General features: G+C 74.3%; 5 protein-coding genes. All 5 read left to right on the top strand.

The features are described from left to right. The 5 genes from H6726_19575 to H6726_19555 all read left to right on the top strand — a co-directional run bounded on the left by H6726_19575 (nucleotide 1) and on the right by H6726_19555 (nucleotide 14,695). Nucleotides 1–2,700: a phosphatidylserine/phosphatidylglycerophosphate/cardiolipin synthase family protein gene (locus H6726_19575; protein ID MCB9659859.1), complete on the top strand. Its 2,700-nt coding sequence runs from the start codon at nucleotides 1–3 to the stop codon at nucleotides 2,698–2,700. 166 nt (nucleotides 2,701–2,866) lie between these two features. Then, nucleotides 2,867–3,736 (top strand): amidohydrolase, encoded by an 870-nt coding sequence (locus H6726_19570; protein MCB9659858.1) that lies wholly within the window; start codon nucleotides 2,867–2,869, stop codon nucleotides 3,734–3,736. Nucleotides 3,737–4,098: 362 nt separating this feature from the next. Beyond that, nucleotides 4,099–9,243, top strand: coding sequence for a hypothetical protein (locus H6726_19565; GenBank protein ID MCB9659857.1), 5,145 nt, complete (start codon nucleotides 4,099–4,101; stop codon nucleotides 9,241–9,243). Continuing rightward, nucleotides 9,240–14,009, top strand: coding sequence for a hypothetical protein (locus H6726_19560; GenBank protein ID MCB9659856.1), 4,770 nt, complete (start codon nucleotides 9,240–9,242; stop codon nucleotides 14,007–14,009). The genes H6726_19565 and H6726_19560 overlap by 4 nt, the downstream gene beginning before the upstream one ends. 158 nt (nucleotides 14,010–14,167) lie before the next feature. Further along, nucleotides 14,168–14,695: a hypothetical protein gene (locus tag H6726_19555; protein ID MCB9659855.1), complete on the top strand. Its 528-nt coding sequence runs from the start codon at nucleotides 14,168–14,170 to the stop codon at nucleotides 14,693–14,695. Nucleotides 14,696–14,715: the final 20 nt, after the last annotated feature.

Raw genomic sequence — 14,715 nt, 5'->3', positions numbered from 1 at the left:
ATGCGCTTCCGGAGGCCGCTCCTGCTCGTCGAGCTCGACCGTGACGCGGCGCCCACCTTGGCGTTCATGCGCGCGGCGCTCGCCGACGTCGACGTGCTCCGGATCATCGCGACGACCCCCAGCCCGCGCTTCGCCTGGCTCTTCGGGGCGGCCCTTCGCGACCCGCGCGAGTCGGTCGACGGCGCCGTCGACGCGCTTCGGGTCGCGGCGCGTTCGGTGGCCCCGGAGGTGAGCCTCGAGCTCGTCTCGCACCTCAGCGACGGCCTGCTCGCCGAGCTCGCCGAAGCACACGCAGCCGATCTCTTCGTCGTCGGCCCGCACCCGGACGCCGTCGGCGTCACGGCCGAGTTCCGCCGGCGTGCACAGACCGCGATCCTGTGCGTCCCCGACGCGCTCGAGCCCGCGCGCTGCCGTCCGCCTCGGGAGCTGGTGTGCGTGGCGCTGGGGGATGGGGGCCGACCCGCGATGGCCACGTTCCTGCGGGACCACAGCGACGCGACCCAGCACGCCTCGGTGCTCCTGCCGCCGGGCGTCGCGGCCCCGAGCGAAGAGGAGGTGCGGGAGATCGCGGGGGTCGAGGCGCGCGTGACCTTCGTGACGCCAGACCAGCGCTCCGCGCGGCGCTGGCTGCAAGAGGAGCTGCCGAAGACGCCCATCGATCTCGTGGTCTTCGCGCGCTTCCCGATGGACCTCCTGCTCAGCGCCGCGCTGCCCCTGCCGACGCTGCTCCTGCCCCCGGCGGACGTGGCGCGGAGCGCGCTCTCGGGGCGCATCGACGGCCCCGATCTGCTCGACGACGGCGGGCCCCTCCGGACGCTCTTCGAGTACGCGCTCGGGCTCGGGCGTCGCTCCCCGATCCTGGACCAAGAGGTGGCCTTCATCTCGCACGGCGAGGTGCTCGCGGTGGTGCGCACACGCGACGGTCGCGCCGAGCTCCCTCCGCTCGACCCCGCGGCGACGGTCACGTCTCTCGGGGTGCTGCGGCGGGAGGGCGTGGAGCACGTGGACCCCCTCTTGGCGGTCGAGCTGCGCGTCGCCGTGCTGCGTCCCGGCACGCGGCCCCTGGTGCTGTACGACGCCGAGCTGGGTGACGGGTCCCTCGCCGCGCTCACGCCGCTCGCGGAGGGGTACGACTTCGTGGCCGTGCGACTCCGGCCGACGCGCAGCGCCGAGTCCATCCGTGAGCGAGCGCGCGCGGCCGCGCTCCCACAGCGGGTGGTCGACGCGAGCCTCGTGCTGAACGAGGGGGCCGCCCACGACGTGTCCGAGTCGCTCGACAACGTGCGGCTCGCGCGGGTCGGCGCACGCCTGCGCGGGGCGGGGTTTCCCGTCGCCGCGGTGGTGATTCGCGAGGGCGCGCGCCCTTCCACGCTGGGCTTCGGTGCGTATCGTGCCAACGAGCTCGCGCCGCACCTCCGGGGTGCCACCTGGGCCGACGCCGACCCGGACGCGCGCCCTTCGCGCCTCGAGGCGACGACGGGGGCCGCGCGCCTGGTGAGCAACGCCATCGAGGTGGAGCTCGACAACCGGAAGGCGCGCGAGTGGCTCGTGGACGCCATTCGGGCGAGCGCGGAGCGCGTGCACCTGCAGGTCTACATGGCGGACGACGACGAGGTGGGGCGCGCCGTGGAGTCCGCGTTGACGGAGGCCGCGGCCCGGGGGGTCACCGTGCGGGTCCTCGTCGACTCTCTCCACGCGCTGCACGAGTCGTTGGGCGTCGAGAACCCCCTGCTCGCACGCTTGGGCGCGTGCCCCGGAGTCGAGCTCCGCGCGTGGCGCCCCATCCGAGGCGTCCCCTCCCTCGCCGACATCAAGCAACGGGATCACCGCAAGCTGGTCGTCGTGGACGGTGAGCTCGCGCTGCTCGGTGGCCGCAACCTCTCGCGCGAGTACTACACCGACTTCGCCGAGGTCCCGCTCACGGCGGCGTCGACCTGGCGTGACGTCCCTTGGCTGGACGCGGGCGCGCGCGTGCGTGGCCCCGCCGTCGTCGAGCTCGAGCGTTCGTTCTCGGACGCGTGGACCTCCGCGGGCGGCGAGCCCTTCGAGCTGCGCGAGGTCGCGCCTGCGGGGCCCACGGCCGCGCGCGTCGTCGTTCATCGAGGGCTCCGGGACGCGCACACGCTCGAGGCCTACCTCGCGCTGATCGCCGGGGCGCGCGAGCGGCTGACCGTGGTGAACGGCTTTCCCCTGCTGCTCGAGATCCAGCACGCCCTGCTCGAGGCCCTCGGGCGTGGCGTCGCGGTGCGCGCGCTCTTCGGCCACCTCACGCCGAGTCATGGCGGCGCGCCCTTCGAGGGGCCGTGGGTCTCCGCCCGCGCCGCCGCCACGGAGCTGGTGCACTCGCGCATGGACGCGCTCATCGCGGCCGGCGCGGAGGCCTATCAGTTCGCCGTCCCGCCCCAGCCGACGTGGGACCCGGCCATCGGGCCCGTGCGCTCGCACGTGCACGCCAAGCTGCTGTGCGTGGACGGGCGCGTCTGTGCGCTCGGCAGCGCGAACCTGGACATCACCGCCGGCTACTGGGAGAGCGAGCTGCTGCTGGTGGTCGAGGACGTTGCGGTGACGGCGAGCGTCGAGACCGACCTCCAGCGCATCCTCGACGGCTCCGAGCGCGTGGTCGCAGAGGACCCGGTGTGGCAAGAGCTCGCGCGGCGCCGCGAGTGGATGCGTCGTTGGCCGGGTCTGCTCTCGTTGTGAGCGCGGGCGCGAGACACACGCGACGTCCGCCGAGTCGGTCCGCACGACCGTTCTCGGCGCCGTCGCGATCCTACGCGCATCGCCGATCGTCCGAGTCCTCGGCATGATGCCCCGTTTGGCGTCGTCGAGCTTGGCGCCGTGGCCCGCTTCCCGCACGCTCCGTCTCATGGACCGACTCGCGACGAGAGCCATCGATGCATGGGCTCAGGTGCTGACACCCCGCATGGCAAACGCGCCGTGGCTCGAGACCCTGCTGCGTTGGACCAAGCAGGATCACGAGTCGGTGCTGCCCACGGTGGCGACGACGCTGGCTGCCATGGATGCCGCCAACGTGACGGTGGCGCTGCTGTCGGCGTGGCACGGGCCAGGTGGGAGCCTCATCAGCAACGACGAGGTGGCCGAGCAGGTAGCCCAGGCACCCGAACGCCTCCGAGGCGTGGCGTCGGTCGACTTGTCGCGGCCGATGGACGCTGTGCGCGAGGTGCGGCGTCGTGCCGAGCGGGGTCCGTTCGTGGGGGTGCGTGTCTTGCCCTGGCTGTGGGACCTCCCGCCCAACGATCGCCGCTTCTACCCCGTCTATGCGGCGTGCATCGAAGCGGGGGTACCCTTCTGCACCCAGATCGGTCACACCGGCCCCCTCTGTCGGTCGGAGCCAGGACGCCTCATCCCGTATCTCGACGACGTGCTCCTCGACTTCCCCGAGCTCGTGGTGGTGGGCGGGCACGTGGGCTTCCCATGGATCGACGAGGTGGTCTCGCTCGCCCTCAAGTACCCCAACTTCTACGTGGACACGTCGGCGTACGCCGTGCACCGACTTCCCCCCGCCTTCGTGTCGTTCATGCGTGGCCCTGGCGCTGGGCGCGTGCTGTTCGGCTCGAACTGGCCGATGATCGCGCCCGCGAGGTGTCTCGAGAAGCTGGACACGCTCGGGCTGTCCGACGAACAACGCGCCGGGTTCCTCTGGCGGAACGCTGCGCGCGTCTTCAAGCTGCCGGGCTTCGATGGCGGCTCGCCGCTGCTCACCACAACGGGCTGACGTGCCGCGCTGCCTGCCACGTCACATCCGGCGTGGCCCCCCGCGGCCTCGCGCTCGAGGGGCGTGGGGTTCGGCGCGTGACGCGTTCGCGCTGGGGGAAGAAGGTCCCAACGCGCGGGACTCGCGCGCTCTTCGTTGGTGATCGTCGACGACAAACGTCGACGCACGCTCGTGAGCGTCCAACCACGCGGGAACTTCTGCGTGCCGCGCGTGTCGAGACCCAATGCAGCGTCGGCTGTGCGTGTCCCACCCGCCTCTGCCTTCATCCTGATACCCTCGCCCGCGTCCCTGCCCCGCCCCGGGGCCTCTGGGGGGACGACAAGACCCGCTCCTAGGAGACCTCGATGCGTTCCATGGCTCGAATGCGTTCTTCGTTGCGCCCGCTGTTGGGTGCCCTGGCCCTCGCGCTGACCTGCCTCGCCACGCCGCCCCACCACGCGCGGGCCGACCAACAAGGGGGGTGGGAGCTGATGCTCTCGGGCCGTCTGGACGTCGCGTTCGGTGAGCCCTTGCAGCTCTCGGGCGTTGCCTATGGGGTTTCCGGGCTGGACGATCTGCGCCCCGCGCCGGGCGAGGTCGAGGCCGAGCTGCGGCACTACGACCAAGAGTCGCGCACCTGGTCGGTGCTCTCGCGCGGCACCGCGGTGGCCGACCGCGACGGACGCTTCGCGCTCACCGTGAACACTCCCTCTCACTCCGCGACGAACTTGCAGCTGCGGATCCGCGTGGGAGGCCAGGTTGGGCGCTGGTTCGAGCACGGGGTGCGGCTGCGCGAAGCGCACCGGGTCGACGTGCTCGCCGACCGCGACCTCTACCAAGCGGGCGAGACCGTGCACGTGCTGGCCCTCGCGAGGCATGCGAGCACCGGCGCGCCCGCCGCCAACGCCAGCTTTGCGTTGACCATCAACGATCCGGGCGGGCGCGCGTTGCTCGAGCGCCGTGTCGTCGCGGACGCGAGCGGATCCGTGACCGTGGACCTGCCTCTTCCCAGCTCGGCGGGCAACGGCAGCTATCACGTCGTGGCGCAGGTCACGCTGCCGCAGGGCGAGACGCTCAACGGCACACGCGGCTTCGTCGTCGGACGCCGCACGGTGGAGCGGCTCCTGGCCGAGCTGACCATCGACCAGCGCGTGGTGCGTCCGCGGCAGCGCGTCACGGGCCGCGTGAGCGTCCACACGCCCAGCGGCGCGCCCGTGGTGGGAGCTGCGGTGGCCATCAGCCAGCCGCGCGGGGAGTCCGCGCAGGTCGTCACCAATGACGACGGCGTCGCCACGTTCGAGCTCGCGGCGCCGAGCTATCTGTCGGGCGACGTCGCGCATCAGGAGCTGACGGCGCGCATCACGCACCCCGGCCACGGCGCCCTGCACGTCGGCAACACCTACATCCTGGCCCGCACCCAGTTCCAGGTGGAGGTGCGCGCGGCCTCGGGTGGGGTGGTCCCCGGCGTGCCCACGTTCGCCTACCTGCGCGTGAGCGACCCCCTGTCGGAGCCCGCGCCGGCGGGCACGTCGGTGGAGGTCAGCGGGCCTGCCGTACGCGGGGGGCACCACACCGCCACCACCGATGCTCACGGCCTGATCGAGGTGCCCATCGAGCTGGCGCTGCAGGACGTCGCGCCCATCCAGACGGGCGGGTACAACTGTCCGAGCGGCCCGGCCACGCTGCTGGACGTCGCCATCACCCCTCCCGCCGCCACGGGCCGGCGCGCCGGAGTCGTTCAGACGCGGACCTGCGTGGCCGTCGCCCGGGAGGCGTTGGTGGTGCCCCGCGTCGCGACCGTGGTGCTGGACCAGGGCGGCGAGCTGCAGGTCAACCTCGCCCGCCGTGACGCGGCGCGCGACGCGGCCGTGCTCGTCGAGGTCATCAGCCGCACGGGCGCTACGGTGCTCGCCTCGGCCTGGGCCGACCGCAGCAGCTCGCGCGTCACCCTGCGCCTGCCGGAGCACGCGCTCGGGGTGCTGTGGGTGCGGGCGCGCCCGGTGGCGGCCGCCAACGCACGCGGCCCGCTCGAGGACGATGGCGTGGTCGCCGTTGGGGTCGGTGCCTACGACGCGCTGCTGGTGCGGCACGCCGACGCGTTCGCGCTCGGCCTGTCGCGTGACCGAGAGGTCTACGACGTGGGCACACGCGCCGAGGTGGCGCTCGAGGCCACGCCTCCCGCCCCGAACCAGGCGTGGGCCACGCTCGTGGCCCGCGACCTGGCCGCCCACGGGGGCGAGCGGGACTACGCGCTGCCCGTCATGCAAGACGCCCTGCGCGCGGCCATCGTGGACCGCCAGGAGCGCGGCACCCTGTTGGTGCGCGCGACGCTCGCCGCTGCCCTCACGCGTGACTCCATCCCGCACGAGCCCGCGCCGCTGGAGCGGCCACCGTGGGACCCGCGTGGCACCGGGTTCTCGGGCAACGTGGGCCGCGGCGTCCAGCGCGATCCACTCGCCGCGCGCGAAGAGCTCCGCCGTCGGCAGCTGGGCCGCATCATGGTCTCGCTGGAGCAGCTGGTGAGCGGCATGCCCGCCTCGGGCCAGGGGCGCGAGGACATCGTCAGCGGCGACGGCGCGCGTCAGCGCTTCCGCCCCGACGTGCTCGAGCACCTGCACCAGCAGCGCAGCGGCCCGGACTACCGCACCCTCGGCGGCGAGACGATGACAGTCGCGATGCTGAGCGAGGTGGACCCCAGCTTCGGCTTCGACGCGGTCGCGCGGCGCGTGGCGCGCACCAAGCTGCTGGGCCTGATGGTGGCCATCACGGCCTTCAGCAACCCGGACGACGAGACCGCCGCGCGCGCCTCGGCGGGTGTCCCCCCGGAGCAGTGGCTGTCGCGCTTGGTGCAGCTGGGCGCCATCGACCCGGGCGCGCTGCTCGATCCCTGGGGACGGCCGTTCGTGTTCCGCCGCGCGGGCACGCGGCGTCCGCCTGTGATGCTGAGCGACCGCGCGCCCGGCTGGGAGCTGGTCTCGGCCGGCCCCGACGGACGCGCGGGCAACGGCGACGACGTGGTGAACCCGTTCTCGCGCGTGGTGCCTCAGGGCACGATCTACGCGGTCGCCTCGGGCGAAGACACGCTCATGCGCCGCCTGGCGTTGCTGGCGCCGGGCCCCGAGACGCTCACGCGCATGTACACGGCCTACACGACGATGTCGCAGGAGGCGCGTGACGAGGAGCAAGGGGAGACCATGACCGCCTCCTCGACCGAGTACGACTTCGACGATGAGATGGCGCCCGCCGAGGAGGCCATGGCCGAGGCCTATGGGGTCGGAGGCCTCGGGCTGCGGGGCAGCGGCTCGGGCGGTGGCGGCATGGGCTACGGGCGCGCCAGCATGGCGTCCCGCTCCGCGGCCCTCGCCGGCCTCGCCATGGACGAACCCGCTGCCCAGCCCGCCGCGCCGCCCCCGGTGGTCGGGGGCTCGACGCTCGCGTCGATGGGCGAGCGCATCCGGGAAGACTTCCCCGCGACCCTCTTCTTCGTCGGTCGGGTGGCCCTGGACGGCGCGCGCACCCCCGTGACCGTGCCGCTGGCCGACGCGCTCACCACCTACCGCGTCGAGGCCATCGCGTGGACCGCCTCCGGCTTCCTCGACAACGCGCGCACCACGCTGCGCGTGGACCAGAGCGCCACCGTCGACACGCCGGTGCCCAACGCGGCCGTCGTGGGCGACGTGGTGCGCTTCCCCGTGCGCGTCGCCAACCGCACCAGTGAGCCCATGAGTGTCCTGGTGGACGTCACGTCCGAGGGGGTCGAGGTCGTCGCCCCGGCTGCGACGCCGCTGACCGTGCCGCCGCGCGACGCCGCCGAGACGACGCTCGAGATGCGCTTGCCCGTCGCGGGCGAGGGCCACCTCGTGGTGCGCGCCGTGCGCGCCGACACGCGCGCTCCCTTGGACGCGGTGCGCCGCCCGCTCGCGGTGCGCGCCGACGCGCGCCTCGTGCACCTCACCCAGCAGGTGTTGATGGGACCGGGCGAGTCGCTGCAGGTGGATGTCCCCGCGGATGCGAGCGAGCGTGGCCCCGGCGAGCTGCGCGTGGCCTCGGGCGTCGCCATGTTCGGCGGCTTCACCACGCCGGACCGCTTCGACCGCGGCTGGGCCCGCCGCATGGCCGGGCTCGACCTCCCCAACGACGACCGGCAGGTGGCGCGTGACGTGCTGCAGGCCGAGCGCGATGGTGCCGAGCGCGTGATCGGCGGCGACCCGAGCCGCCTCGCCCGCGCCGTCTCTACGCTGTGGCAGGACGGGAGCACCAGCGACATGGTGCTGGCCCGCGGTCTGCGCGCCATCACGCGGGTGACGGAGGGCGAGAGCGCGGATCCGAGCCGCGTGGCCACCCGCTGCAACGTACTCCTGGGCCTGGTGCCCGCGGCACGGGCCGGCGGTCGCACGGCGCTGCAGGAGGACCTGCGCGGCCTGGTGGGGCTCTTGCGCGCCGCCGTCGGAGACGGCGCGGCACGCCTCGACGAGCGACAGGGGCCCACCGAGCTCAGCTGCGCGGCGGCGGCCCTGGCGCTCACCCGCGGTGACCAAGCGGACGCCCGTGCGGCGGAGCTGCTGCGACGGACCGGGGCGTTCATGGTGGTCATGGGCGACGGCATCCTGGTCGAGGACCCGAACCGTGACGGCACCATCGCGCGCACCCTGCCCACGGCCTACACGGCGCTCGCCATGATCGGCCAGGACCGCGGCCCGGCGGCGCTGCGCTTCCTGCGCGCCCAGGCCGAGGTGGCCGACGCCGTGCGCAACAGCGCCGCCCAAGCCCCCAGCGTCGCCGCGCTGGCGATGCTGACGGACGGCGTGCCCGACCGGCTCGGCGCGACGCTCGACGGGCGCGCGCTCGAGGTGCGCTCCGAAGACGGCGCGCACGTGGCCGTGCTCGAGGGCATCGGGCGCCCGGGGCACCACACGCTCACCGTGGACGCGCCCGTGCTCGCGCTCGTGTACCTGGACGTGCGCTACGGGCGCCCGTGGACCGCGGAGCCCGAGCGGCCCATGCCGGTCGACATCGAGGTGCAGGGCGAGCTGGGCGCGCGTGACACTCGCGCGGGGCTCTCGCTCACGCTGCGCAACCGCATGCCGCGTTCGCTGGCTCAGGGCGTCGCCGAGATCGACCTGCCTGCGGGCGTGGAGCTCGACCAGCCGACGCGCGAGGCGCTGGCCTCTCGGGTGCGCAGCGTCACGCAGCTGGGTCGCACCCTGGTGCTGCAGCTGCGTCCCCTCGCGGCCGGCGGCAGCCTCACCTTGCCGCTGCCCATTCGCTACAGCGTCTCGGGTCAGCTGCGTGGCCTGGGCGTCAGCGTCTACGACGAGAACGTGCGCGGCGGCACCCTGCGGCCTGCCGCGGTGCTCCCGTCGCGTGCGCTCTCGGTGCCCGACAGCGGGCCCGAGCCCGAGCAGGCCGAGCCCGGCGGGCACGAGCCGCCTGGCCCCCCGCCCATCCCACCCCCCATCCCCTTGCCGCGGCCCATCGAGGTCCTCTCGCCCGTCGCCGTCCTGAACTCCGCCGAGGTGCGTCCATGAACCGGTCTGTCTCGTCCCCTGTCGTGAACGCCGCGCCGCGGTCTTCCACGCCGCGCGCCCCGCGAGGCACGTCGCTCGCGCGCCGTCGTTCGCTCCTGCCGCTCCTGGCGCTGGTGTTCGCCTCCGCCTCCACGTCGTTCGCGCTTCCGGGCGCCGCCGCCCAGGCCGCGCGCGCCCGGCCTCGCGGCGAGGTCACGGGCATCGAGGTCACCCTCGAGGGCGGGCTCCACGCACGCCGCGGTGGTCGCTTGCGTTGGCTCGTCACCACCTACGAGGTGACGGGCACGCACACGCTGCGGCTCGCGCCCGGGGCCACCATCCGCCTCTCCTCGTCTCTGCAGGGCGCAGACGACGTCGAGGCCGTCAGCGACGAGCGCGGTCGCGCGCTGCTCGAGCTGCCCATCCCGGACGACGCCCCCGGCGCGGTCGGCGTGGTGGTCGAGGTGCGCACGAGCAACAATGTGCAGCGTCGCTTCGAGGTCGCCGTCAGCGTGCAGGAGACGCGCGCGCTCGACGTCGGTCTCGTGCCCGCGCAGGTCGGCCCGGGCGAGACCGTCTACGCGGCGCTCTCGCTGGTCGCCCCCCACTCGCGGATCGGCGTGGCCGACGCAGAGCTGCAGGTGGAGCTGCGCGACCAACGCGGCCCGCTCGGCGAGCCCGTGCGCGTGCGCACCGACGCTGCGGGCTTGGCGCTGGTCGAGCTGCCCGTGCCCCCCAACGCCCAGCCTGGCCGGCTGACCGTGAACGCCGTCCATCGGGAGCCCACGTCCACCGGCCTGCGCCGCGTCAACGCGAGCAGCTCGGTCACCTTGGCGACGACGACCGGCACGGCGCTCCACGTGGGCGTGTCCCCGGCGCGCGTGCTCGCCAACTCGGAAGAGCGCATCCCCGTCGAGGTGGTCGTGCGCCGTCCCAATGGGCGCCCCGTGAGCGGCGCGGTGGTGACCCACAACGGCGTGTCCGCGGACCGCGACGCCCCGCCCCTCACGACGGACTCGCGCGGGCGCGCCAGCTTCGTGTGGCGCGCGCCACGGCTCTCGAGCGGCGTGCGTGATGGCGCGGTCACCGTCTCCGTGACGCGCGCGGGCCTCGGCTCTGGCACGGCGCGCACGCCCATCCGCACGCACGCCCAGGACTTCTTCCTCGACGCCAGCTTCGAGGGCGGCGCCTTCCCGGGCGCGCTCGGCGGCCGCATCTACGCGTATGTCGTACGCGCGGACGGACGCCCCGCGGCCAACGTGCCCGTCTCGTTCGAGGGCCCCCGCGTGGGCACGGCGCAAGCCACCACCGACGCCAGCGGCCTCGCGGTCGTCGAGGCCACCCTCGCCGCAGCCGACGAGGCGCGCGACCGCTGCGGCGGCATCGCCAGCACGGCGTTGACCGTGACCGCCGGGAGCGGCCCACGCGCAGGGCGTCACGAGACCTGCATGCCCGTGGACACCGACGCGCAGGTCCGTGTGCGCGCCCCCGCGTTCGTGGCCCCTGGTGCGGTCACCCTCACCCTCGCGCGCACGCCACTGACGGCGCGCGTGCCCATCGTCGTCAGCGCGTTCGCGCGTGACCGTGACGCCCAAGGGCCCGTCGAGGCGCTGGTCAGCGCCGTGACACAGGGCGACGAGATTCAGCTGACGCTCCCCGCCGACCTCCCCGCGCAGGTCTACTTCCGCGCGCGCCCGGTCGTCGATGGACGCGAGGTGCGCGGCGCCTACGCGAGCTCGTGGGTACGTCGCTCCGACGCCCTCACGCCGATCGTGCGCTTCGACCCGTCTGGGCGCGCGCTGCTCAGCGGCCTACCCACGGGGACGCCCTTCGTCGCGCTCGCGGTTCCGCTGGAGGAGGCGCGCACGCTCTACCGCGGGGCGTCGGATAGCGACTTCATGAGTCAGGTCTCTTCGCTCGAAGCCGAGGCGCGCTTGGCGCGAGGCATCCCCGTCGACAGCACGGCTGCGGTCCGGCAGCAGGGCGACACCCTCGTCCCTCAGCCCATGCCCGAGGACTCGGTGCGCCTCGGCTTGCTGCGCGACCCTTGGCGGGCGAGCTCACGCTTCGTCGAGGGGCGCCTCGCGCTCCTCTTCCGTCAGGTGGAGGAGCGCGTCGAGCGCGCCCTGCCCAACGACCTCGACGACATCACGGTCGTCGAGCGCGGCCGGCGCGAGTTCACGCGCCAGGTCTTCGCGACCCTCGAGGGCGAGGCGACCACCGGCCTCGGCGGCGAGCCGCTGTCGCTGACGGACGTCCAGGCCCTCGACCGTACCTTCGACTTCGACCACGTGGCGCAGCGCATCACCCGTCGCCGCCTCTTCCGCCTGCTGGTGGTCCTGCGTGACCTCGTGCGCGACCATGGCCTCGACCTGCCGTGGGCCCGCCCCGGCGACCCCACCGAGTGGCTGGCGCACCTGCCCAACCGCGGGGGCGCGGTGGGTCACATCCAGCCAGCCGACCTCGTGGACGGTTGGGGTCGCCCCTTCCAGCTGCGGGCGTCGACGCGGCCCCGCTACACGGCCCTGCAGCCGGTGGCCGGGTTCGAGCTCAGCAGCACGGGCCCGGACGGCCGCGCCGGCAACGGGGACGACGTCGTCGACCCCACCGCCCGCGTGCTCCCCTCGGGAGGACTCTACGCCCGCGCCGTGGGCGAGGACGCCCTCGTCGCGCGGCTGCAGAGCGTCGAGCTGGGGCGCGCGACCGTCGAGCTCGCCGTGGGCACCGTGGGCGCCGGGAGCGTCGACATCCCGCCGCCCTCCGAGGTGGCGGGCGGGGGCGCCCACGCACGCACGCCCAGCGAGTCGTGGAGCGTGCCGCTGCTCATCGAGCGCGACGCCCACGCCCTCGAGCTGAAGTGGCGTGGCGCGGGCGCCCACGCCAGCGCAGCGCACGGCCTCACCACAGCGGGCACCACCAGCGTGCCCCTGACCTTGGGCGACGTGCCGACCACGTGGGGGGTGGTGGTGTTCGCGCGTGACGCCCACGGCACCTCCGCCGTGGCGATGGACGGCGGGCTCGCGGGGACACCCATCGTCGCCGAGGCCGAGCTGCCGGCGCGGGTGCGCGTCGGCGAGCCGCTCAGCGTGCCCTTCCACGTGACCAACACCAGCGACGCGGACGCCACGTTCGGTCTGCGGGTGACCGCCGGTGACGCCGTCGGCGCCCAGCTGCCCAGCAGCGTCAGCGTGCCGGCCGGCGAGTCACGCGAGCTCGCGCTCGAGCTGACGGGGCGCGCGCCCGGCGCGGCGCGGCTCGAGGTGCAAGTCACGCGTGACGGACAGCCGCAGCGCACGCTGTCCGCGTCGGTCGCCGTCGACCGCGGCCGCCACCCCATCCGGCGTTGGGGAACGGGCCTCGCGCGGGGTGGCGAGTACAGCGTCACGCTGCGCGTCCCCGGCGACGCCGTCGACCCCAGCACGCGCGTGGTGCTCCTGACCCCGGGCGCGCTGTCGGCGGACCCGCTGTTCAGCGAAGTGCGCGAGCGGCAGCCGGGTGCGATGGCGTGGTCTGCGGTGAGCGCGGGGCGTGGCGTGCCCGCCGACGTGCGCGCGGCGCTGATCCGGCAAGACAGCGGTCCGGTCGCGCTCGCGGAGCACGCGGCGCGCCTCGTCGCGCTCACCACCGTGGTGTCTGTCGACCCGGACGACCAGGAGGCGCTCGCCGCGCTCCGCCGCGCGCAGTCGCAGTTTTCGCGCGGCGTGGGTCGCCTCGACGCGCGCGAGCAGGCCGCGCAGATCGCGACCGCCTTCACGGTGCTCGCCGCGGGCGGCGTACCCGACGCGGACTCGGGCGACCCCCTCGCGGCCTTCATGAGCTCCGCGCGGACCTCCCTGCGTCGTGCGTTGTTCGTGCACCGCGGTGACGCAGGCGTCATGGCGCGCGTCGCCGCGGCGCTCCTGATCGCGGACCCGGAGGACGGCTACGGCCTCACGCTGCTCGACCAGGCCGTCGCGTCATCCACCGTCCGCGGTGGGGCGCGACGCGTGCAGGTGGACGACGCGTTGGCGAGCGGTTCGGAGGAGACGGGGGCGACGCTGGCGCTCGCGCTCGCCGCGCACCACGCGGGTCGCGAGGGGCTCCGTGACGAGCTGCTCCACGGCGCCCTCCAGACCTTCGCCAGCGTGGCGCGCGATCCAGACGACGCGTTGCTCTACTGGTTCGCGTTGTCGGCCTACGGGGCGCTCGGTGTCGGCGAGCCCGAGGGCCTCGAGGTCCACGTGGGACACGGCTGGCAGCCGGTCACCCTCGAGCAGGGGCGCGCCACCATCGACGTCTCGCTGCGGCCCGGAGACCGCCTGCGGGCTCGCGTGCGCACCCGTGGCGGCGCCGCGGTCTATGCACGGGTCGAGACGGTCTTCGGTGCGCGCTTCGAGGCCCGTGACGACGCGCCCCTCCGCCTCGCGCTCGAGGGTGACGTCGGGCGCGTGGGCGGCGTGAGCGGGCTCGTGCTGCAGGTGGCGGCGGGCTCCGAGGCCGTCGCACAGCCCATCGTGGAGCTGCAGCTGCCGGCAGGCGTCAGCGCGGACGAGGCGCTCGAGGCCGCGCTCGCGGGGCCGGCCATCGTCCTCTCGGCCGAGGTAAGGCGCCCGGGCTTCGTGCGCCTCACCCTCGCCCCCCTCAACGCGGAGCAGGTCCACAACGTGCCGCTCACGTTCCGGTGGGCCTCGCCGAGCACCGTGCAGGGCCTCGGCGCCGTCGGCTACGAGCTGAGCCACCCGACGCGCATGACCGTGCTGCCGCCCCGCGCGCTGACGCCGGCTGCCCCCGAGCCAGGCACGCGCTGATCACGGCGCGCGCTCACGTCACGACACGTGGGCGCGCGCGGACTCCTGCGTCGAGCAAAAAGCCGGGGAGATGGGGCTCGCTCTGGCGTATGCTCGCGGGCAACTTGGGGCGGGACGCCTTTCGAGAAGCTCGTCGGGTGGCGGGTGGGAGACAAACGATGAACCGAACGAACAAGCACGCCGCGCTCGCGGTGATCGGTGGGCTCATGCTGGGCGCGCTGGGCAGCGGCTGTGGACTCGGGGGGCCGACGGAGCTCCCCGCGGGCTTCACCGGAACCAAGAACATTCCCGGACGCTTCGGCGGACCGACGGACGCAACCGCGTGGGGTCCTGGCTGCCGCGGCTTCGTCTCGACGTCTCCGGACCACCAGATCCAGAACGCGGCCGCGCTCCCGTACGTGCGCTTCATCGTGAACGGCGGACAGGCAGACACCACGCTCGCCGTGCAGCTCCCCGACGGCACCTACCGCTGCAACGACGACTTCGAGGGTGTGAACCCGATGGTCGAGGGCCCGCTCCCTGCCGGCCTGATCAAGGTCTGGGTGGGCGCGTACACCAGCAACGCCACCGGCAACTATCGCCTGGGCATCAGCACCAACGCGGGTACCACGGCGGCGAGCCTCGGTGCCCCGGCGGCGAGCAGCAGCAGCAGCTCACGTCGGCGCCGCAGCAGCCGACGCCGCTGACGCGTGGGCGAACGTCGGCG

Source organism: Sandaracinaceae bacterium, from assembly GCA_020633055.1.
Classification (GTDB): Bacteria; Myxococcota_A; Polyangia; order Polyangiales; family Houyiibacteriaceae; genus JADJJE01.
This window is presented reverse-complemented; position numbering and strand designations above follow the sequence as displayed.

What these genes read in the sequence shown, in the direction of transcription:
- H6726_19575 (MCB9659859.1), top strand. Translation starts at nt 1, where the DNA reads ATGCGCTTCCGGAGGCCGCTCCTGCTCGTCGAGCTCGACCGTGACGCG.
- H6726_19570 (MCB9659858.1), top strand. Translation starts at nt 2,867, where the DNA reads ATGGACCGACTCGCGACGAGAGCCATCGATGCATGGGCTCAGGTGCTG.
- H6726_19565 (MCB9659857.1), top strand. Translation starts at nt 4,099, where the DNA reads ATGCGTTCTTCGTTGCGCCCGCTGTTGGGTGCCCTGGCCCTCGCGCTG.
- H6726_19560 (MCB9659856.1), top strand. Translation starts at nt 9,240, where the DNA reads ATGAACCGGTCTGTCTCGTCCCCTGTCGTGAACGCCGCGCCGCGGTCT.
- H6726_19555 (MCB9659855.1), top strand. Translation starts at nt 14,168, where the DNA reads ATGAACCGAACGAACAAGCACGCCGCGCTCGCGGTGATCGGTGGGCTC.